We start from the raw sequence: 20,698 nt of genomic DNA, 5'->3' as shown, positions 1-20,698 counted from the left end.
TCGGTGTCCGCCTCCGGCCGGTCGCCCGGCAGCCGGTGGAAGGCGGTCGCCGGGAGGGTACGCGTCCCGGCCGCGCTCTCCAGGCGCACGGTGGCCCCGACCCCGGAGCAGCCGCAGGCGTTCCTTCTCCGACAGGCCGCCCCACACGCCGAATCTCTCGTCGTTGGCGAGCGCGTACTCCAGGCAGGCCGCCCGCCCCTCGCACGCCCCGCACAACTGCTTGGCCTCACGCGTGGAGGACCCGGGCGCCGGAAAGAAGAACTCCGGCCCGGCCTGCGCGCACAGCGCGTTCTCCTGCCAGGCCAGGTCCGCTTCGAAGATGGTGTCGATGGGCATGCACCCGAGCCTGCCCCGACCCGATAAACAGCCGATCAACGCGACGTCAACAAGCCGCCCCCGGCTCACCCCTCGGCCCCGAGTCTCCCGCCCACGGCCCCGGGGCGCACACCGTTGCGTCCTCCGGCGTGTCGCCGACGAGAACCCCGGGGACCAGCCTGACAGCGACGGTCCCCGGACACGAGATCCGAGGCCGGGCCCCGGTAGCGCCCCTCAGCGGCGAGGACCCGCGTCCAGGAACCCGTGGAGGGATGCCGTCATCGCGGCCACGAACGCGTCGCGGGTCGGCTGGGGGATCCGGTCCAGGGAGAGGTAGGGGTTGAGGTCCTCCAGTTCGACGAGGAGCAGGTCGCCGGCCTCCGTGCGGCAGGCGTCCACGCGCTGGATGCCGTGGTCGAGGGTGTTCCAGTCGATGAAGCGGGCGGCGAAGGCCAGGTCGGCCGGGGTGGGGTCGTAGGGTTCGAGGACCCAGCGGCGCTCGGGGTCGGGGGCGTGGAGGGCGTACTGGAAGGCGTCGTCGACGTAGTAGAAAGACACCTCGTAGCGGAAGTCGATCCGCGGCTGGACCAGGATGTCGCCGTAGGTGAGGTCGGTCAGCCGGTCCGGGGGCACGAAGGTCAGGCCGATGGAGTCCGCGCCCGCTCGCGGCTTGACCGCGTACTGGCCGGCGGTGGGCAGTAGTTCCAGGTCCTCGGGCCGGCCGGCGGTGGGGATGACGGGGTAGCCGGCCGCGGTCAGGTCCAGCAGGTACTGCTTGCCGCCCATGTCGCCCCGGCCGGTCAGCGGGTTGTAGACCCGGGTGCCGCGTGCCGCGGCCCGCTCCCGGAAGGCGTCGTACTCCCGCTGGTAGTGCAGGACCGGCCCGCTGTTGCGGACCACGACGCCGTCGAACGCGTCCATCAGCGCGGCGGCGTCCAGCGGGTGGCAGAGGGCCAGGTCGAAGTCCGCGCGCAGACGGGAGGTCAGGAAGATGTCCTCGTCGCCGTAGCGCCGCCCCCGGGCCGGGTAGGCCAGGTCGGTCACGTACAGGATGCTGCGGCGGTCGGCCATCGGGTCTCTCCTCGGCTCGGGCGACGCCCAACCTATCCGCCGCGCGGGACGCCGCGAGCGCCCCGCCCCCGTCAGGGAGACCGGCGGGCGTTGAGACGGGCCGCCCGGCGGGTCAGGTGGTCGCGTTCGGCGAGGTTGGTCGCCTTGCGGGCCGCCTCCGCGTACAGCCGGGCCGCCGTCGCCAGGTCGCCGTCGCGCTCGTGGAGGTGGGCGGCGACCGCGTCGCGGCGGGGCAGGGCGGGGTCGAGTTCCGCGAGGGCCGCCAGGCCGGCGCGCGGCCCGTCGGCCTCCCCTACGGCGACCGCCCGGTTGAGCCGGACGACCGGGCTGTCCGTCAGACCCGCCAGCTCGTCGTACCACTCGACGATCTGCACCCAGTCGGTCTCCTCGGCGGTGGGCGCGTCCGCGTGGAGTGCCGCGATGGCGGCCTGGGCCTGGAACTCACCGAGCCGGTCGCGGGCGAGAGCCCCTTGCAGGATGCCGATGCCCTCGGCGATCGCCCCGGTGTCCCACCGGCTCCGGTCCTGCTCGGCGAGCGGCACCAGACTGCCGTCGGGCGCGGTCCGGGCCGGGCGCCGGGCGTGGTGGAGCAGCATCAGCGCGAGCAGCCCCGCGACCTCGGGGTGGTCGACGGCGGCCGCGAGCTGCCGGGTGAGCCGGATGGCCTCGGCGGCGAGGTCGACATCGCCGGAGTAGCCCTCGTTGAAGACCAGGTAGAGGACGCGCAGCACGGTGGAGACGTCACCGGGCCGGTCGAACCGCACACCGGAGACGGTCCGCTTGGCCCGGCTGATGCGCTGCGCCATGGTCGGCTCGGGCACCAGATACGCCTCGGCGATCTGGCGGGTGGTGAGCCCGCCGACGGCACGCAGGGTGAGCGCCACCGCCGAGGCCGGGGTCAGCGACGGGTGGGCGCACAGGAAGTAGAGCTGGAGGGTGTCGTCCACGGCGGGCGCGGGCCCGGGCCTCGGTTCCTCCTCGACGCGGTCCTCACGCCGGCGGCGTGCGGTGTCCGCACGGGCCGCGTCGAGGAACTTGCGCCAGGCCACGGTGATCAGCCACCCCTTGGCGTCCCGGATGGGCTCTCCCCCGGCCGGGCCGGGCCGGGAACCCGGGGACGGATCGCCCGAGCCCGAGCCCGGGGACGAGTCGGCCGAGCCCAAGCCCAAGGACGGGTCGGCCGAGCCCGGCGACGGGTCGGCCGGCCGGACGCGGAGCGCCTCGACGAGCGCGTCCTGCACGGCGTCCTCGGCCGCCGCGAAGTCGGCTCCGCGGCGGACGAGGACGGTGATCACGCTCGGTGTGAGGCGCCTGAGCAGGGCCTCGTCCAGCGTCGGGGACATGTGCGAGGTCACTCCGTGACGGTCGTCGGGGTCGTACGCGGGGGTCACTCCGTGACGGTGGGGTGCGCGGCCAGGAACGGCCGCACCTCCAGCCACTCGTGGATCGGCTTCCCGCCCGCCCCGGGGGCGGCCGACAGTTCCGCGGCGAGTTCGAGGGCGCGCTCGTAGCTGTCGACGTCGATCACCATCCAGCCCGCGATGAGGTCCTTGGTCTCGGCGAACGGCCCGTCGGTGACCGGCGGGCGCCCCTCGCCGTCGTAGCGGACCCACGCCCCCTCGGGGGCGAGCGCCTGGCCGTCGACGTACTCGCCGGTCGTCTCCAGCCGGGCGGCGAAGTCGTTCATGTACTGCACATGGGCCGAGATCTCCTCCGGGCTCCACTGGTCCATCGGTACGTCGTTGGCGGGGGCCGGGGCGCCGCGGTAGTGCTTCAGCAGCAGGTACTTGGCCATGACGGTTCTCCTCGGTGAGCGTGCGGCCCATTGTGGTCGCGTTCACCCCGGGGACGGAGCCGGACGCGGCTTCTCGACATCCCCGCTCAAGATTTTCTTCCACCCGGTGCCGGGCGGGTGTCCGCCGGGGCTCGGGCGGCTCCGGGCGGGTGTCCGCCGGGCACCGGGCGGGCCCGGCAAGGCTCAGGCGGGTGTCCGGCGAGGGGCCGTCCCGCCGCCGCCCGCGTCGACGCCCCCGCGCGGCTTGGCGCCGGCGAACGGGGGTGCGTCCTGTTCACAGGTGGCGCCGGCCGGCGGCAGGGTGCCGTCGATCAGATAGGCGGTCTCGTAGCGGTGCACACAGGAACTGGGGTTGTTCAGGGCGGTGTGCCCGTACCCGTTGAGGGTCAGCAGCCGGGCGTCGGCCAGCTCCCGGGCCATGGCGACACCACTGCGGTAGGGCGTCGCCGGGTCGTAGGTGTTGTTCACCACCAGGACCGGGTGGGCGGTCGGTGTGTTCCAGGGCCCGGTGTACGGGTGGGCCGCGCGGGCCGGCCAGGTCGCGCAGGGCTCGCCGCTCCAGCCCCAGTAGTGCCCCACATCGCCCGAGCGGGCGACGGAGAACGCCTCCTCGCGCGGATAGGCCGAGGTGTCGGACGGGTTGGGGCTCTCGGCGCAGAGGACCGCGAAGGGCTGCTCCGGGCCGAGATAGGGCAGCGGGGTGGGGAGTTCGGGCGCGGGGGCGGCCTGCTGCGCGGGGGCCCGGCCCTGCCAGAGGCTCTGGAGCAGACCGGCCATCGCGGGCCACTGCCCGGTCTCGTAGAGGAGGTTGGTGCTCATCGCCTCGATGACCCGGGGATACGTCCACGAGCCGACGGGGGCCTGCCGCAGCCGCCGCATCAGCAGGTCGAACCTGTCCCGCGTCGCCCGCGGCGACCCCGCGGAGAACGCGCAGCCGGCGGGCGTGGCCGAACCGCACAGGGTGAGGAACTGCCGCAGGGTGGCGGCGGCTCCGAGGTCGCTGCCGATACGGATGAACGTCGAGTGCTCCGCGTCGCGCCGATTCCCGTCGTTCGTGTACGCCCGGGGGTCGACGTTCCCGTCCAGGATCATCCGGCGCACCCGGTGCGGGAAGAGGTTGGCGTAGGTGGCGCCGAGGAACGTCCCGTAGGAGATGCCCAGGTAGTTGACCTGCTCGTCGCCGACCATCGCACGGAGGCGGTCGAGGTCCCGGGCGGTGTCCGCGGTCGACATCCGGGGCAGCAGCCCGGCGTCGCGCTGCTGGCACCGGCGGCCCATCTCGGCGTATCCGGCGACCCATGCCCGCTGCTCGGCGGCGCCCACCGGGAACCCGACCGGAACGCCCGCCGCCCACGCGGCGATCCCCTCCGCGTCGCCGAAGCAGTTGACGGCGGTGCTGCTCCCCACTCCGCGGGGGTCCCAGCTGATGATGTCGAACCTCTTCCGCACCTCGGCGGGAAAGCGGTCGTACCAGAGGGGCAGCTGCACGGTTCCCGGGCCGCCGGGCCCGCCGGGGTTGAAGAAGAGCGTGCCCAGGCGCTGTCCGCTGCCGGCGGCCGGGCGCCGGACGAGGGCCAGCTCGATGGTCCGGCCCCCGGGGCGTGTGTGGTCGAGCGGGACCGGCACCCGCGCGCAGTCGTACGCCGCGTCCAGGGGGCAGGGCCGCCAGTCGATCGCCGCCGCCGGGGCGGTCTCCCCGCCCGACGGCGGGGCCGCGACGGCGGGCGGAACGGCCGACGCGGCCAGTACGGCGGCGACGGCGGTCGCGACCAGTCGCCGCCGGCCTCCTGTGAACCTCCGCGCACGCACGACCAGTCCTCCCGGGGCGGGACCTTCCGGCGGCGTCCACCGGCCGGGACCCCGACGCTAGGCCCGTGCCCCGGCCGGCGCCTCCGGGGGCGGGCAGCCGGGGTAGGGGGGCTTCGGCAGCGGTCCGGCTACGTCACCCCGGTCCGGCGGCCGCCGCGCGGGGCGCGGTCGGCTCGGTCCGGGCGATCCACGCGTCCAGTTGCTCCCGGGTGGTCGCGGGGTCGGCGACCAGCGCGCCCAGGTCGTCGCCCTCGACGACGGTGGTGGCCACGGCCGGGCACCGGCGGCAGCCGTCGACCCCGATCTGCGCCCACCACTTGCAGTGGGCGCGCAGATGGCACCGCGGCACGTTCCGCTTCTCGTCCGCCGGCGTGAGCGCCACCCGCTCCACCAGGGTGCAGTCATTGCCCCGGCGGTGCAGACAGTTGCTGACGCAGTGCGACGCGAAGCGCAGCACCCGGGTCGGCTCGACGTCCTTCGGGACGACCGGGAGGACGTCCCGGGCCGGCACGGGGTCGGCGAGGTACACGACCTCCCCGTCCTGCCCGGAGCGGACACCCAGCACCACCGACTCCGGGGCGTCGGGCCTGCCGCTCGGGCACCAGGTGCTGCTCGTCTCGGAACGGTCCGCGGTGCTCATCGCTACCTCCTCATCGGTCCGCTGCGGTCGCTAGACGATCTGGCCGGCACAGGCCGGAAGACAGGCGGCGGCCAGGCGCTCCTGCGCGACGGCCTGGTTGAGGTGCGCCTGCAACTGCGCCGAGCTGATCTGCTGCGGCTTGGACGACGCCGGCTGCGCGGACGCGGACGCGGTACCCGCTCCGCCGAGGAGCAGCGCGGCAGCGGCGGCGGCCGCCGCGGCACCGCCGGCAGCGGATCGACCCGAGTACGTCATGACGAAACCTCCTGGATTGGCCTGCGGGAATGGGGCGTACGGCGACCGTAGGGCGCCGCCGCGGCCACCGGCGGCAGTTCCAGGGGCTGTTGAGCGGCAGACCGCGGGGCGAGCGCGTGGGCGTGGGACCCGTGATCGGATGGCTGATCGGCACGCACGGCGTGGGCAGGACGCCGACGGCCGCGGCGCAGGCCGCCTCCCGGATCGCGGGGGCGGTCATGCGGCGACGGCCCTCCGCGCGGCGCGGACGCGCGGCTCAGAGGCCGAGGGCGTAGCGGCGGAGCCGGGAGCGGGCCTGGGAGGGGGTGGTACCGAGGTCGCGGGCCAGGTCCTCGGCCCAGTCGGCGTCGGCATCGGGGTCGACGTCGATGCCGAAGGCGGCGGCGCGGCCCGTGTCGGCGGCCAGGCGCTCGAGCGCGGCGGCCGCGCGCAGGGCGGCGGCCGGGTGGTCGTCGGCCAGGGTGTCCAGACGGGAGCGGAGCCGGTCGATCAGGTCGCTCACGTCGTCGGGCAGCGGCACCGTCTGCCGCTCGACCGCCTCGATGTGGCCGTCCCAGTCGTCGGACGCGGCGTCCGTGTCGGCGTCCATCAGGTCCACGCCGGCGGCGTTCAGGGCGGGCCAGTCGATGGGGTGGGCCGGGCCGCGCCAGCCGCAGGAGCACGCCCCGCGGAAGCCGACCGCGGTCGGCCGCCCGTACTGGCCGCTGTACGCCCACCACTCCAGCGTCGACGGCATCGACGCCCCGCTCCCGATGTCGAAGTACACCGGCTTCGGCTCACTGCCGTCCGCCAGCACCGCGCCCGCGTACCCGGCGTGCGCGTCCCCGAACTCCTCCACCGTCCACCCCATGCCGGCCACTCCTCGTCGCGTCGCCCGTGTGCACCGCCATGCTGGCACCGCACCGGGCGCGGGCGGGAGGTTATGGGCCCAACTGACGCGATTGTTGGGTTGGTCGGAGCGATTCGGAGCTCAGGGTCGCTCGGGCTTGCGAGCCAGAAAGGTGGCGAACGTCCGCTCGGCCCCCTCGGCGGGCTCCTCCACCAACCGCGCCCCGAGGACGAGCCCGGCCTGCTTCAGGAGTTCGGCGATCCGGTCGGGCGGCAGCAGGTAGGACTCGTAGGACACCGGACGGCCGCCGTACGCCCGCGTGGGACGCAGGTGCTGACCGGCTCCCACATGACCGGCCAGCATCACGGTGCCGCCGGGCGCGAGCGTGCGGTGGAACTCGCCGAATACCAGCGGCAGCAGCGGCGGTGGGGTGTGGTGCGTGGAGTAGTACGCGAGGACGCCGCCGAGGCTGTCGTCCCCGATCGGGAGCGAGGTCATCGAGCCGACGTCGAACCGCAGATCCGGGTAGGCGCGGCGGGCCAGCTCGACCATGGCGGGCGACAGGTCGATGCCGAACGCGGGAACCTCCCGCTCGGCGAGGTAGGCCGTGACCTTTCCGGGCCCGCACCCCAGATCGGCGACGGGCCCGAGGCCCGCCGTGCGCACCACTTCGGCGAACACGTCCAGCATCCCCCGTGACAGCGGGTCCAGCTCCGCCGGTGACTTGACCTGGGCGACATAGTCGGACGCGACCGTGTCGTAGGACTCCCGGACGGCCGCGAGGTGGGAGAGATCAGGCATGCGGGCGACTTTAGTTGCGGCATCCGGACCGCCAGGACGCGGGCCGCTCGATCCCGCGGGATCCCTCGGCGTGCGAGCCGCCGAGGTCCGTCCGCGTGGCGCCGCCGCGATACGCGTTCGTCGCGCGAGACTGCGGCGCGTAAGCAAAAAGGGGGACGGACGGCGCCGTGCGGTGGCGCGGGGCCAAGGAGGCAGTCATGGCGGATCAGGGCACGATCAGCGAAGCCGTCCCCGAGGAATTCGGCGGACTGATCGCCGAGTGGCGCGGTCTACTCGAGAAGTACCCCCGTGCCGCCCAGCACTTCTCACTCGCGTACCACCCCGCCGGGCACGGAGAGGCATCGGGGGAAACCTTGACGGTGGGGTTTTCCCAGCCCGTCTTCGAATGCTCGGAAATCGAACCCGGATTCGTTGTGTGCGAGCGCGTCGACGAGCAATGACCCGTCACCAAAAGGCCCGTACCGATCGACAGGAGTCACGATGTCCCATCTGCCCGACGGCCTCGACGACGAGCGTGTGCAGGCGCTGAGAGAGGCGGCCCGGCTGGTCGGCCGGGCGCGGGACGAGGCGGCCGAGGTGCTCGCCCGGTCCGGAATCGACCCGGGTGTCGCGTCCCGGGTGTCCCTGGAGTTCTGCGCCGCGGTGCAGTCGCCCGGCCCTCCCCTCCGGACGTGTGGATGTCCGGGATTCCGTGGCGACTCCGACTTCTGCTTCAGCCAGTACCAGGACTTCGCGGGGACCTCGGCGCGGGTGCGCTCATCCGCGTCTGCGGGCACCCGCGGGTGGACCACGAGACGGTCTGAGGACCGGTCAAGCGGCTCCCGGCGTCTCGCGCTCGAAGCGTACGGCGGGGCTCGGACAACGCCCTGACCGGCCGAGTCGGCCCCGCCCCCGCCCCCGCCCGGACGCTAGTGGTCCGCGTGCTCCCCGCCCCCGGAGGACGGCTTCGAGGACGCCTTCGACGACGGCGGCTTCGACGACGGCTTCGCCGCCCCGTGGTGCCCCCCGCCGTCGTGCCCCGGCACCGTGCCGTCCGGTTTGGCGACCAGGAAGAGCCCCGCCATCCCCATGTCGGAGTGGCTCTGGACGTGGCAGTGGTACATCCACGCCCCCGCCCCCACGTGCTCGCCCGCGATGATCTGGAAGCCGAAGGAGTCGGCCGGGCCGGTGATCTTGTTGTCGATGACGCGGGAGACGTCGTCCGGCCCGGAGAGCAGACCGGTCCGGTTGTCGGCCCAGCGGTGACCGTGCATATGGAAGGTGTGGTAGTACTCGCCGTGCGTGATCATGATGATCTCGACGCGATCGCCCACCGTGGCCTCGAAGTCGGGCGGGTCGGCGGCCGGGCGGTTGTTGATCAGCATGTCGTTGAAGACGATGGTGAACTGCTTGTCCGGCAGGATGTCACCCTTCCTCCTGACCACCATCGGACCGTACAGCCCCTTGCGGATGCCGCCGGTGCCGTGGTCGGTGCCCACCACATGGTCGTGGTAGTGCCAGTAGCCCGCGCTGCCGGGCCGCCAGGTGCCGTCGGCGCGGCGGCCGGGGGCGTGGGTGCGCCAGGTGTACGTGCGGGTGGCGCCCGGTTCGACATGGCTGCGGCTCATCTTCGTGCCGTCGTTGCTGATGTCGTAGTCCACCCCGTGCGGGTGGAGGCTGACGGGCACGTCCATCAGGTTCTCGAACTCGATGTGGATCGTGTCGCCCTCGTTGAGTTCGATCAGCGGACCGGGGATGGCCGGTTTCCCCTTTTCCAGGCCGTATCCCATCTGACCGTCCGGCATCTTCTCCGCGTACATTTTCAGATGCCGCACCTGGCCGCCCGCCGGGGCGGTCCTCGGTGCCGCCGCCGCTGCGGCCGGGGCCGCACTGGAGGCCGAGAGAGACAACGATGTCACGCCGGTCGCGGCCACCGCTCCGCCCGCGAGCAACCGCCGGTTGAAGCTGCGTCTGTCCATGCCGAACTCTCCAGTCGGTAGCGGAGACTGACGGGGCGCCACGGCCCCCGGGACGGCCCACACGGTAGCCGCCACCCGGCCGTTTATCCACGCTCAGGACAAAGTTGGTTCTCTTCCGGTCGAAACTCTTGGCGAAGCGGGAAAAGAGGTCTAGCTTCAACGGCTGTCGTTGTGACCACAGAGCTGAGTTGTGACCACAGAGCTGACAGGTGTGACCACAGAGGGGTGGGTGACCACATGCAGCGCGCACCACATCACCGGTCCAGAGCGAGAACGGGCCTCGCCGCCACGGCACTCGGCGTCGGGGCCCTGACCGTGTCCCTGCTGGGCGGAAACCCCGCCTCGGCACGTCCGTTCCCTGATCCGCCGCCGGACCGGCCCACGGCACAGGAGATGGCGACAACGTTGTCTCTCCCGTCGCCGCCGGGCGGCTCCAACGTCCGGGTGCTGGTCTTCCACGGTTCGGCGACCGCCGAGTCCCCGATCGTGAACGCGGGGATCGCGGTCATCGAGAGCATCGGCCTGAGCGGCCCGCAGGCCGAACGCTTCCGGACCGAGGCGACCGACGACCCGGCTGTCTTCACCAACGGCAAGAAGCTCGGCCGCTACAACGCGGTCGTCTTCCTGACCGGCGGCGGGGATGTCCTGGACCCGGAGCAGGAGGCCGGTCTGGAGGCGTACATGGAGGCCGGCGGCGGCTTCCTCGGCATCCACGACGCGGCCCGGACCGAACCGTACTCGGACTGGTTCACCGGTCTGGTCGGCGCCCGTCCGACCGGCGCGCCGAGTTCCGTGCAGCGCGCGGTGGTCGAGGTCGGCGACCGGACGCATCCGGCCACCAAGTCCCTGCCGCTGGAGTGGAAGCGGCCGGACAAGTGGTTCAACTGGGAGAAGAACCCGTCCGGTTCGGTGCACACCGTCGCCCGGGTGCGCGAGGCGTCCTACAGGCCGGCCGACAAGCCCAACGGCTGGGACCACCCGGTCTCCTGGTGCCGGGACTACGACGGCGGCCGGTCCTTCTACACGGCGATGGGCGGCACGGTCGACAGCTTCGACGAGGCCGACTTCCGCGACCATCTGCGCGGCGCCCTCGCCTGGACCTCCCGGATCTCCCGGGCCGACTGCAAGGCGACCATCGACGCCAACTACACGGCGGAGCGCGTCACCAAGGCCAACCAGCCCGGGCAGAACGACCAGATCGGCGAACCGCACGGCCTGGTCGCGGCGCCCGACGGCCGCATCCTCTACATCGGGCGCGGCGGCGCCGACGCCGGCGTCCCCGTGGTCACCGACTGGAACAACCCGGCGATCGGCAAGGGGAACGGCGAGGTCCATGTCTACGACCCGGAGACCAAGCAGGTCACCAAGGCCGGCGCGCTGACCGTCTTCGGCAACAAGGGCGGCGGCGACGAACTCGTCAAGAACGAGGAGGGCCTGCTCGGCATCGAGCTGGACCCGGACTTCATGACCAACGGCTGGGTGTATCTGCACTACACCCCGCACTCCGAGATCGACCGCGACGCGCACCTGGGCGAACGCCGAGTCTCCCGGTTCACCCTCGATCTCGCCACCAACAAGCTGGACCTGGCGAGCGAGAAGGTGCTGCTCAGATGGCCGGTGCAGATCCACAGCTGCTGCCACGCGGGCGGCGGGATGTCCTGGGACTCCGAGGGGAACCTCTACATCGCCACCGGTGACACCAACTCCTCAGGATTCAGCAGCGGTTACTCGGGCAACAACCCGGAGCCGAACTTCAAGGGCGTCTCCTTCGCGGACGCCCGCCGCACCTCCGGCAACACCAACAACCTCAACGGCAAGATCCTGCGCATCCACCCCGAGGACGACGGCACCTACACCCTGCCCGAGGGCAACCTCTTCACCGGGGACGAGACCGCGGAGGGCGGCGGCAGGACGCGCGGCGAGATCTATGTGATGGGCGTGCGCAACCCGGCGCGCATCTTCGTCGACCAGAAGACCGACATCCTCTACGCGGGCTGGGTCGGCCCGGACGCCGGCGCGCCGTCCACCACCTGGGGCCCGGCCAAGTACGACACCTTCGCCGCCATCACCAAGGCGGGCAACCACGGCTGGCCGTACTGCATGGGCAACAAGCAGCCCTACCGGGACCGGAACCTGCCGGATCCGAGCAAGCCACTGGGCTGGTACAACTGCGACGCGCCGAAGAACGAGTCGCCGAACAACGACGGCCTGGTCACCCTGCCGCCGGTGACCGGCAACACCATCTGGTACTCGCCCCAGGGCGGCGGCGTGGACTACCCGCGTGACGCGAACGGTGTGCCGAGCTACAAGCAGGAGGAGCAGAAGCTGCTGCTGCCGTGGCTCAAGGGCGGCGGCCAGGCGACCATGAACGGCCCGGTCTACCGCTACGACGCGGCGAGCGAGTCGGCGGTCAAGTGGCCGGCGTACTGGGACGGCAAGTGGTTCGTCGGCGACTTCTACGACGGGGACCAGCCGCGCCACGCGGTGCTGACCGACCCCAGGACGGTGGGCAAGGGCGGGCTGCCGGTGCACGCCGAGTCCCTGAAGAAGATCGTCCCGGTCGGGCAGGGCGGTATCCGCAACCTCATGGACTGGAAGTTCGCGCCCGACGGCTCGCTCTACGTCCTGGACTACGGGCGCGGCTTCTTCACCTCCGACAAGGACTCCGCGCTCTGGCGGGTGACCTACAAGGGCGGCGGGGCGACCCCGGCCGCCGACCAGCTCGCGAGGAAGGCGGCACAGTGACCCCACGGCACACGACGGGCACCCGGCCCGCGGCGGGCCCGAGACGCGCGGCGGCGCGCCCGGGAGGCAGGGCGGCGAGTCTGTGGACGGCCCTGCTCGCCGCGGTGGCGATGGTGGTCGGCCTGACCTCGGCCACCGCGTACGGGAAGACGGACGACGACCGGCCGGCGGCGGCCGCCCAGGTGCTGACCTGGACGGCCGGCGACCCGATCGACCGGTACCTCACCTTCCCGACCACCGCGACGGCCGGCACGACCACCATCGTCTTCGAGAACAGCACGGCCACCGGCAACACCACCGGCATGCCGCACACGCTGACCTTCGACACCTCCGACCCGGAGTACAACAACGACGTCCAGCTGAACATCCTGGCGAACCCGAGCGACGCGGGCGGCGGCAAGCACACCGCCGAGGTCACGCTCACCCCGGGCCGCTACCTCTTCAAGTGCACGATCCCCGGCCACGGCCCGATGCAGGGCATCCTGACGGTCACCGAGGGCGGCGGCGGTGACGACACCACCGCGCCCGAGACGACCGCGAAGGTGGACGGCGACCAGAACGCCGACGGCGCGTACATCGGCCAGGCGACCGTGACGGTCGGCGCCACCGACGAGGGCGGCTCCGGCGTCGAGAAGATCGAGTACGCCCTCGGCGCGGACGGGGAGTGGCAGCCCTACACCGCCCCGGTGGTGGTCGACCGGGTCGGCACGCACAGCCTGCGGTACCGGGCGACCGACAAGGCGGGCAACACCTCCGCCGAGAAGAAGGCCGACTTCGTGGTGGCCCCGCCGCCGACGGACGACACCACCCCGCCGGAGACCTCGGCGACCGTGACCGGCGAACAGGACGAGCAGGGCCGCTACCTGGGCATGGCCACCGTCACGGTGACCGCGTCGGACACCGGCTCGGGCGTCAACACCATCCAGTACGCGATCGGGGACGGCGCCTGGCAGGAGTACACCGCGCCCGTGATGGTGCACGAGACCGGCGCGCACTCCGTCCGCTACAAGGCCACCGACAAGGCGGGCAACGCGGCGGCCGAGAAGAAGGCCGAGTTCGAGATCGTGGAACCGCCGGCCGAGGACAAGACGGCCCCGGTCACCGGCGTCTCGGTCGCCGGAGCCAGGAACTCCGACGGCGCCTATGTCACCAGCGCCACGGTGACCGTCTCGGCCACCGACGCCGAGTCGGGCGTCGAGAAGATCGAGTACTCCCTCGACAGCGGCCCCTACCTCGCGTACACCACCCCGGTGATCGTGGACCGGGTCGGCTACCACACGGTGCTGTACCGGGCCACGGACAAGGCCGGCAACACCTCCGAGGCGAAGAGGACCTCGTTCACCGTGGCCGAGGGCGGCGGGGTGCCCGCGCCCAACTGCCCGGAGTTCGACGAGCGGACGACGGTGATCGTCGGCGAGGTCGACACCGGCGTCCCCAACCGGATGACCAACCGCCGCTGCACGGTCAACGAGCTGATCGAGGACGAGAAGGCGTGGTCGTCGCACGCGCTCTTCCTCAAGCACGTCGACTCGGTGCTCGACGGGCTGCTCGCGGACGGCGTGATCGACAACCGGGAGCACAAGAAGATCTACCGCGCGGCCAAGCAGTCGGGCATCGGCAAATCGGGCCGGACCGAGGGCTACCGCGACCTGTTCGACGGCACCCAGAAGACCTTCTCCCAGTGGCAGCACGTGGGCGGCGGACAGTTCGGGCTGGGCGCCGACGGCGCGATGACCAGCAGCACCACCGTGCCGGGCATGGGCATGCTGTGGTTCCCGCAGCAGCGCTACGGGAACTTCTCGCTGAAGCTCCAGTGGCGGGACGACGCCCCGGGCGCCGGCAACGCCAACGGCGGTGTCTTCGTGCGCTTCCCGTATGTCCACGACAACCCGGAGGAGTCCCGTCCGGAGTGGGTCGCCATCAAGTACGGCCATGAGGTGCAGATCCTCGACCGGCCGGACGGCGACATGTACAAGACGGGCTCCCTCTACGGCTTCGACCGGGTCGGTCTCGCGGGTGCCGGGGTGACCCCCAAGGGCACCTGGAACGACTACGAGATCCGGGTGGAGGGCCAGCACTACTCGGTCTTCCGCAACGGCAAGCTGATCAACGAGTTCGACAACACGGGCGGCCAGGTCTTCCAGCCGCCCCGGTCCGACGACCCGGGCACCGACGGCCGGCGCTACGCCTCCGGCTACATCGGCCTCCAGGTCCACGGGACCACCGATGTGATCTCGTACCGCAACATCCGGGTGAAGGAGCTCTGAGCCCCGCTCCCCCGGCACGGCGCGGCGGCCCGTCCCCCTCCTGACAGGGGGACGGGCCGCCGTCGTTCGGGCGGGACCCGCCGCAATGCCGTCCGGGAGGGACCCGCCGCTATGCCTTCTCGTCGTCCGTCTTCCGCGCCCGGCTGGGCTGGACCCGTTTCGGCTCCCCGGGCATCTTCGGGTACTCCGGCGGATAGGGCAGGTCGCCCAGCCCGTGGTCCGCCTCGTCCTTGCGGGCCAGCTCCAGCAGGGACTCCAGGCTGAAGCGGTGGTCGTCCATGTCCGCGTGGACGTCGCCGGCCTCGGCGTAGCGCTCGGGCATGGTCCGGATGTCGAAGTCCCGCGGCCGGGCGTCGTCGACCTCCTCCCAGCGCAGCGGGGCGGAGACGGGCGCGTGCGCGCGGGGGCGGACGGAGTAGGCGGAGGCGATGGTGCGGTCGCGGGCGGTCTGGTTGTAGTCAAGGAAGATCCGCTCGCCGCGCTCCTCCTTCCACCACTTGATGGTGACCCGGTCCGGCATCCGGCGCTCCAGCTGCCGGCCGCAGGCGATGGCCGCGCGGCGGACCTGGGTGAAGGTCCACTTCGGCTCGATGGGGACGAAGACATGCAGTCCGCGTCCGCCGGAGGTCTTGGGCCAGCCGCGCAGGCCCGCCTCGCCGAGGACCTCGCGCAGGACGTGGGCGGCGCGCACCGCGTCGGTGTAGTCGGTGCCGGGCTGCGGGTCGAGGTCGAGCCGCAGTTCGTCGGGGTGGTCGGTGTCCTCACGGCGGACCGGCCAGGGGTGGAAGGTGACCGCGCCGAGGTTGGCGGCCCAGATCACGGCGGCGGGCTCGACCGGGCACATCTCGTCGGCCGAGCGGCCGGAGGGGAAGGTGATGTGCGCGGTGGGAATCCAGTCGGGGAGGTACTTCGGGACCCTCTTCTGGAAGAAGGACTCGCCGGTCACCCCGTCGGGGTAGCGCTCCAGGGTCGTCGGCCGGTCGCGCAGGGCCCGGGTGATGCCGTCGCCGACGGCGAGGTAGTAGCGGACCATGTCCAGCTTGGTGTAGCCCGGCTCCGGGAAGTAGACCTTGTCGGGGTTGGACACCCGGACGGTCCGCTCCCCCACTTCGAGTTCCACGGCGTCGGCTTTGGCCATGCCCGCAGCGTAGGCCGCGCCGAGCCGGGTCGCATACCGGACAATCGGCGCATGGATCTGCCCGTGATGCCCCCGGTGAAGCCGATGCTGGCGAAGTCCGTGAAGGAGATCCCGCCCGGGATGCAGTACGAGGCCAAATGGGACGGCTTCCGTGCGATCGTGCACCGGGACGGGGACGAGGTCGTCCTCGGCTCGCGTACCGGGAAGCCGCTGACCAGGTACTTTCCCGAGCTGGTGGAGCTGGTGAGGGAGCAGTTGCCCAAGCGCTGCGTGCTGGACGGGGAGATCGTGATCGCGCACGAGGGGCGGCTGGACTTCGACCGGCTGACCGAGCGCATCCACCCCGCCGACTCCCGGGTCCGGATGCTGGCCGAGCGCACCCCGGCGTCCTTCGTCGCCTTCGATGTGCTGGCCCTCGGTGACGAGTCCCTGCTCGACGTGCCGCAGCGGGCCCGGCGGCAGCGTCTGACACAGGTCCTGGCGGACGCCCGGCCGCCCCTGTACCTCGCGCCGGCCACCGAGGACGCGGCGCTGGCCGGGGAGTGGTTCGACCGCTACGAGGGGGCGGGGCTGGACGGGATCGTGGCGAAGCCGCTGGATCTGCCGTACCGGCCGGACGCCCGGCTGATGTACAAGATCAAGCACGAGCGGACGGCGGATGCGGTGGTCGCCGGGTACCGCTACCACAAGAGCGGCCCGGTCCTCGGTTCGCTGCTGCTGGGGCTGTACGACGACTCGGGGGTCCTCCAGCACGTCGGGGTGTGCGCCGCGTTCCCGATGCGGCGGCGGGAGGAACTGATCGGGGAGCTGGAGCCGCTGCGTCTGGAGGACGTGTCCGCGCACCCGTGGGGGCGCTGGGCGGAGGAGGCGGCGCACGAGTCCTCCCGGATGCCGGGGGCGCCGAGCCGCTGGTCGGGCAAGAAGGACCTGTCGTGGGTGCCGCTGCGGCCGGATCGGGTGCTGGAGGTGGCGTACGACCATATGGAGGGGGACCGGTTCCGGCACACCGCGCAGTTCCGCCGCTGGCGTCCGGACCGCGAGCCGGCGAGCTGCACCTACGCGCAGCTGGAGGAGCCGGTCGGGTACGACCTGGACGAGGTGCTGGCGCCGCCGGAGCGGTGAGCGGGGCCGGGGCGGCAACTCCCCCGGGGCACAAGGACGTTCGTGCGCGGAGGCAGCGTGGGCGCGGAGGCGGGACGCCGGTGACCGGGGTCACTCCGCGCGGGACCACGATCGATTGGGGTGCGCCGGTGGCGTTCGCATAAAGTGTGTCGGCGGTGCCGCCGGTGACGGGGGCCGCGCAGAACACACTCCCGCCACGGAACCCCGGCAGGCCGTCCGGTAGTCCTGGAGGGAGGGGGCCGACCGACCGACGGTCCCCGCCGCAGAAAGCAGAGAAGGACTACAGAGTGACCGCCTCCGATCTCGTCCCGGTCCCCATTCCCGACCGGGTCGCCGTGCTCATCGGCTCCTGCATGCCCCCGCACGTCCTGAACGCCGAGATCGAGGCCGAGTGCGCGGCACGCGAGGTCGGCCGGTTCCGGGGGCCGCTGTGCACCGAGGACCGGGCCGACCGCGAGTACGCGCTCTCCGCGCTGGCCCGCGCGAACAAGGTGCTCGCCGCCTGGAACCCGGGGCTGACCGTGCGCCCCGGCCGGGGCTGGTGAACCGGCGGCAGCCCGTTCAGCAGCGGTAGGGGAGGCCGTCCCCGCATCGGGGGGCGGCCTCTTCGCCTGCCTTCGCCTGCCTTCGCCTGCCTTCGCCCGCCCGGTGGGCCGGCTCAGTCGACGAAGGTGCCGTCCACGTACACCCACGCACCGTTCTCCCGGCCGAACTCGCTGCGTTCGTGCAGCTCACCGCGTTTGCCGTGGTGCCGGTAGCGGGCCCGGAAGGTGACCGTGCCATGGGTGTGGAAGGCGCTGCCGTCGGCCGTGTCGGTGATCTCCAGGCCCGTCCAGCGCATGCCCTCGTCCAGATCGAGATGGCGGGGCCGGGTCGAGGAGTGCCAGGTGCGCAGCAGATAGCCGGCGTCCTGGGCCACGAAGGCGCTGTAGCGGGAGCGCATCAGCAGCTCGGCGGTGGGCGCGGTCAGCCCGCCCGCGTGGAAGCGCCCGCAGCACTCTCCGTAGGGGGTGGAGAGACCGCAGGGGCAGGGCGACTCGGCGGTGAGGGCGGGGGGCTCGGTGCGCCCGGGGCGTCTGATGCGTGGTGCCATGGGTCCATCTTCCCGCGCCGGGCGCGCGCGATCACCACGTACGGTGGCGGGACGTACGGTGGCGGGCATGAAGCTCACGATTCTCGGCGGCGGCGGTTTCCGGGTCCCCCTGGTGTACGGGGCGCTGCCGGCGGACCGGGCCGAGGGCCGGATCACCGAGGTGGCCCTGCACGACGTGGACGCGGACCGGCTGACCGCGGTGACCCGGGTGCTGGCCGAGCAGGCCGCCGGGCGGCCCGGCGCCCCGCGGGTGACGGCGGGCCGGGACCTGGCGGAGGCGGTGCGCGGCGCGGACTTCGTGTTCTCCGCGATCCGGGTGGGCGGGCTGGCGGGGCGGGCGGCCGACGAGCGGATCGCGCTGGCGGAGGGCGTCCTCGGGCAGGAGACGGTCGGTGCGGGCGGGATCGCGTACGGGCTGCGGACGGTGCCGGTCGCCATGGAGATCGCCCGCACGGTCGCGGAACTGGCCCCGGACGCCTGGGTCATCAACTTCACCAACCCGGCCGGGCTGGTGACCGAGGCGATGAGCCGGGTGCTGGGCGACCGGGTGATCGGCATCTGCGACTCCCCCGTCGGGCTGGCGCGGCGGGTGGCCCGGGCGGCGGGCGCCGACCCGGCCACGGCCCGGGTCGACTACGCGGGGCTGAACCACCTCGGCTGGGTGCGCGCGGTCCACGCGGACGGGCGGGACCTTCTGCCGGGGCTGCTCGCGGACCCGGTCGCGCTGGAGTCCTTCGAGGAGGGCCGGCTCTTCGGCGCGGAGTGGCTGCGCACCCTGGGCGCGATCCCCAACGAGTATCTGCACTACTACTACTTCAACCGGGAGACGGTGGCCGCGTACCGGGCGGCCGACCGTACCCGCGGCGGCTTCCTCCTCGACCAGCAGGCCGGCTTCTACACCCGTGCGCTGCGCCCCGGGCCCGGTGCGCTGGACGCCTGGCGGGGCACCCTGGCCGAACGCGAGGCCACCTATATGGCCGCCAACCGGGCGGCCGCCGGTGCCGGTGAGCGGGCCGGGGAGGACCTGGAGTCCGGCGGCTACGAGAAGGTCGCCCTCGCCCTGATGCGCGCGGTGGCCCGGGACGAGCGCGCCACGCTGATCCTGGACGTCCGCAACCGGGGTGCCCTCCCCGGCCTGGACGCGGACGCGGTGGTCGAGCTGCCGTGCCTGGTCGACGCGAACGGCGCGCGCCCGCTCGCCGCGGACCCGCTGCCGGACCACGCGGCGGGGCTGGTGACGGCGGTGAAGGCGGTGGAGCGCGCGGTCCTGGAGGCGGCGGACGGCGGTTCGCTCTCCGCGGCGGTGAAGGCGTTCGCCCTGCATCCGCTGGTGGACTCGGTCGCCGTCGCCCGGCGGCTGGTGGACGCCTACCGGGCGGCGCATCCGGGGCTGGCGTATCTGACGGGCCGCTGAGCGCGCGCCCGGCCGAACGTGCGGGTGGCGGTGGCCCGTTCACGGAACGGACCACCGCCACCGGGGCGGAGAGCGCCAACGCCCTCCGCTTTACTATGCGTTGATCGTGCGCGTACACTGAGCACCGGCCACAGCGGTTCCTGTGACCACACCTGTCACATGCGTGACGCGGCCGTGCCCAGGCACCCCAGGGCATGGCGGACGTCCGTATGCCGCCCCAGGGGCCGGTGGTGGCGTGCTCCGTGATTCTGCTGCCCCCGCGGCAGCAGCTCAGCTCACCAGGAAGTCCGCCTTGCCGGACTTCGCGCCCTGGATGAACGCGGCGATCTCGTGGTGGGTGTAGATGAGCGCCGGCCCGTCCGGATCGGCGGACTGCCTGACGGCCACGCGCCCGTCGGCGAGCTTCATGGTCTCGACGCAGTTGCCGCCGTTCCCACCGCTCCAGGGTTTGTGCCAGCCGTCCTCGCCCAGCTCCGCGGCGGGCATTCCGTTGTATATATGGGTCATTCACCCCTCCTTGCGGAGATCGTCAAGGATCTCCTTCGTCCGTTGGGCCGTCGCGGCCTGCGCGGCCATGCGGTCCATCACCTCCAGGTGCGTGGCGACCTCGGGGCGCGCGTCCAGATAGACGGCGCCGGTCAGGTACTCGCTGTAGACCATGTCCGGGAGTTCGGGGACCGAGAACCGGAACAGCACGAACGGGCCGTAGGTGCCCGGGTGGTGCCCGCTGGCGAACTCCGCGATCTGGAGGGTGACATGGGGCAGCCGCATGCTGTCGAGCAGCCGCTCGGCCTGGGCCCGCATCACCCCGGGACCGCCCACCGGGCGGCGCAGGACGGTCTCGTCCATGATCACCCAGAGTCTGGGGGCGTCGGGGCGGGTGAGGAGGGCCTGGCGCTCCATCCGCAGGGCGACATGCCGCTCCACGTCGTCCGGGTCGGTGTGCCCGATGGCCCCGCCGTACATGATCGCCCGCGCGTAGTCCTCGGTCTGGAGCAGACCGGGGACGAACTGGGGTTCATACGCACGGATGAGGCTGGCGGCCCCCTCCAGACTGACGTACATGCTGAACCAGCCGGGCAGCACGTCGTGGAAGCGCTGCCACCAGCCGGGCTTGTTGGCCTCCTCGGCCAGCTCCACGAAGCCGCGGGCCTCGTCCTCCGCGATGCCGTAGGCACCGAGGAGCAGTTGGACGTAGGGGATCTTGAGCGCGACCTCGGCCGTCTCCATCCTGCGGATGGTGCCGGGTGCGACCCGCAGGATCCTCGCCGCCTCCTCGCGCTTCATGCCCGCGCGTTCACGCAGGTCCTGAAGGCGACGCCCGAGGACCACCTGACCCACCGTGGGGGCGGACCGGGGTTCGCTCACTGGATTCCTCCCCACACGCGCTCTGTTGCGAGCAGTGTGCCACGGCCGTGCAACGATGAATATGCCCACTCTGAATTT

Annotated in this window: 19 protein-coding genes and 1 pseudogene; 6 read left to right on the top strand and 14 right to left on the bottom strand. The window is 72.5% G+C overall.

Annotated elements, in window-relative coordinates; all coding sequences use genetic code 11:
* Positions 1–108 precede the first annotated feature (108 nt).
* The 9 genes and pseudogenes from ABZ457_RS07495 to ABZ457_RS07455 form a co-directional block, all read right to left on the bottom strand.
* A pseudogene (locus ABZ457_RS07495) lies at positions 109–336 on the bottom strand (WhiB family transcriptional regulator); the annotation flags it as partial.
* Positions 337–549: 213 nt separating this feature from the next.
* Positions 550–1,386 (bottom strand): hypothetical protein, encoded by an 837-nt coding sequence (locus tag ABZ457_RS07490; protein WP_359154923.1) that lies wholly within the window; start codon positions 1,384–1,386, stop codon positions 550–552.
* Positions 1,387–1,457: 71 nt separating this feature from the next.
* Positions 1,458–2,717, bottom strand: a complete 1,260-nt coding sequence (locus ABZ457_RS07485) for a DUF6596 domain-containing protein (protein ID WP_359154937.1) — start codon at positions 2,715–2,717, stop codon at positions 1,458–1,460.
* Between the two features lie 56 nt (positions 2,718–2,773).
* Positions 2,774–3,181: a YciI family protein gene (locus tag ABZ457_RS07480; RefSeq protein ID WP_359154922.1), complete on the bottom strand. Its 408-nt coding sequence runs from the start codon at positions 3,179–3,181 to the stop codon at positions 2,774–2,776.
* 183 nt (positions 3,182–3,364) lie between these two features.
* Complete coding sequence (locus tag ABZ457_RS07475) at positions 3,365–4,990, bottom strand: alpha/beta hydrolase (protein ID WP_359154921.1); 1,626 nt, start codon at positions 4,988–4,990, stop codon at positions 3,365–3,367.
* A gap of 133 nt (positions 4,991–5,123) precedes the next feature.
* Positions 5,124–5,630, bottom strand: a complete 507-nt coding sequence (locus tag ABZ457_RS07470) for a hypothetical protein (RefSeq protein ID WP_359154919.1) — start codon at positions 5,628–5,630, stop codon at positions 5,124–5,126.
* A gap of 30 nt (positions 5,631–5,660) precedes the next feature.
* On the bottom strand, positions 5,661–5,885 hold the full coding sequence (locus ABZ457_RS07465) for a hypothetical protein (protein ID WP_359154917.1): 225 nt from the start codon (positions 5,883–5,885) through the stop codon (positions 5,661–5,663).
* A 256-nt stretch (positions 5,886–6,141) separates the two neighbouring features.
* A complete protein-coding gene (locus ABZ457_RS07460) occupies positions 6,142–6,735 on the bottom strand; it encodes a hypothetical protein (protein WP_359154915.1) in 594 nt (197 codons plus the stop codon).
* A gap of 120 nt (positions 6,736–6,855) precedes the next feature.
* Complete coding sequence (locus ABZ457_RS07455) at positions 6,856–7,515, bottom strand: class I SAM-dependent methyltransferase (RefSeq protein WP_359154913.1); 660 nt, start codon at positions 7,513–7,515, stop codon at positions 6,856–6,858.
* Positions 7,516–7,712: 197 nt separating this feature from the next.
* On the opposite strand from ABZ457_RS07455, the gene ABZ457_RS07450 reads away from it, so the two are divergent.
* Positions 7,713–7,955 (top strand): hypothetical protein, encoded by a 243-nt coding sequence (locus tag ABZ457_RS07450; RefSeq protein WP_359154911.1) that lies wholly within the window; start codon positions 7,713–7,715, stop codon positions 7,953–7,955.
* A 468-nt stretch (positions 7,956–8,423) separates the two neighbouring features.
* On the opposite strand, the gene ABZ457_RS07445 is transcribed toward ABZ457_RS07450, so the two are convergent.
* On the bottom strand, positions 8,424–9,473 hold the full coding sequence (locus ABZ457_RS07445) for a multicopper oxidase domain-containing protein (RefSeq protein ID WP_359154909.1): 1,050 nt from the start codon (positions 9,471–9,473) through the stop codon (positions 8,424–8,426).
* A 237-nt stretch (positions 9,474–9,710) separates the two neighbouring features.
* Here ABZ457_RS07445 and ABZ457_RS07440 point away from each other — a divergent pair, with 237 nt between their 5' ends.
* Together ABZ457_RS07440 and ABZ457_RS07435 are read left to right on the top strand one after the other, a co-directional pair.
* Complete coding sequence (locus tag ABZ457_RS07440) at positions 9,711–12,218, top strand: ThuA domain-containing protein (protein ID WP_359154907.1); 2,508 nt, start codon at positions 9,711–9,713, stop codon at positions 12,216–12,218.
* Between the two features lie 110 nt (positions 12,219–12,328).
* Complete coding sequence (locus ABZ457_RS07435; RefSeq protein WP_359154935.1) at positions 12,329–14,485, top strand: family 16 glycoside hydrolase; 2,157 nt, start codon at positions 12,329–12,331, stop codon at positions 14,483–14,485.
* Positions 14,486–14,594: 109 nt separating this feature from the next.
* Here the strand turns inward: ABZ457_RS07435 and ligD are convergent, their stop codons facing one another.
* Positions 14,595–15,623 (bottom strand): non-homologous end-joining DNA ligase, encoded by a 1,029-nt coding sequence (ligD, locus tag ABZ457_RS07430; RefSeq protein ID WP_359154905.1) that lies wholly within the window; start codon positions 15,621–15,623, stop codon positions 14,595–14,597.
* Positions 15,624–15,674: 51 nt separating this feature from the next.
* On the opposite strand from ligD, the gene ABZ457_RS07425 reads away from it, so the two are divergent.
* Entirely contained in the window at positions 15,675–16,745 is a 1,071-nt protein-coding gene (locus ABZ457_RS07425; protein WP_359154903.1) for an ATP-dependent DNA ligase, read from the top strand.
* Between the two features lie 287 nt (positions 16,746–17,032).
* Entirely contained in the window at positions 17,033–17,290 is a 258-nt protein-coding gene (locus ABZ457_RS07420) for a hypothetical protein (RefSeq protein ID WP_018848401.1), read from the top strand.
* Positions 17,291–17,403: 113 nt separating this feature from the next.
* Here ABZ457_RS07420 and ABZ457_RS07415 read toward each other — a convergent pair whose 3' ends face one another.
* Complete coding sequence (locus tag ABZ457_RS07415) at positions 17,404–17,838, bottom strand: YchJ family protein (RefSeq protein WP_359154901.1); 435 nt, start codon at positions 17,836–17,838, stop codon at positions 17,404–17,406.
* A 67-nt stretch (positions 17,839–17,905) separates the two neighbouring features.
* On the opposite strand from ABZ457_RS07415, the gene ABZ457_RS07410 reads away from it, so the two are divergent.
* Positions 17,906–19,252 carry a 6-phospho-beta-glucosidase gene (locus tag ABZ457_RS07410; RefSeq protein ID WP_359154898.1) on the top strand — a complete coding sequence of 449 codons (1,347 nt, stop codon included), beginning with the start codon at positions 17,906–17,908 and terminating at the stop codon, positions 19,250–19,252.
* Between the two features lie 270 nt (positions 19,253–19,522).
* Here ABZ457_RS07410 and ABZ457_RS07405 read toward each other — a convergent pair whose 3' ends face one another.
* On the bottom strand, positions 19,523–19,759 hold the full coding sequence (locus ABZ457_RS07405; RefSeq protein WP_026277755.1) for a DUF397 domain-containing protein: 237 nt from the start codon (positions 19,757–19,759) through the stop codon (positions 19,523–19,525).
* Complete coding sequence (locus ABZ457_RS07400) at positions 19,760–20,620, bottom strand: helix-turn-helix transcriptional regulator (protein WP_359154896.1); 861 nt, start codon at positions 20,618–20,620, stop codon at positions 19,760–19,762.
* Positions 20,621–20,698 lie beyond the last annotated feature (78 nt).

It is taken from the genome of Streptomyces sp. NPDC005805, assembly GCF_040630445.1.
Classification (GTDB): Bacteria; Actinomycetota; Actinomycetes; order Streptomycetales; family Streptomycetaceae; genus Streptomyces.
This window is presented reverse-complemented; position numbering and strand designations above follow the sequence as displayed.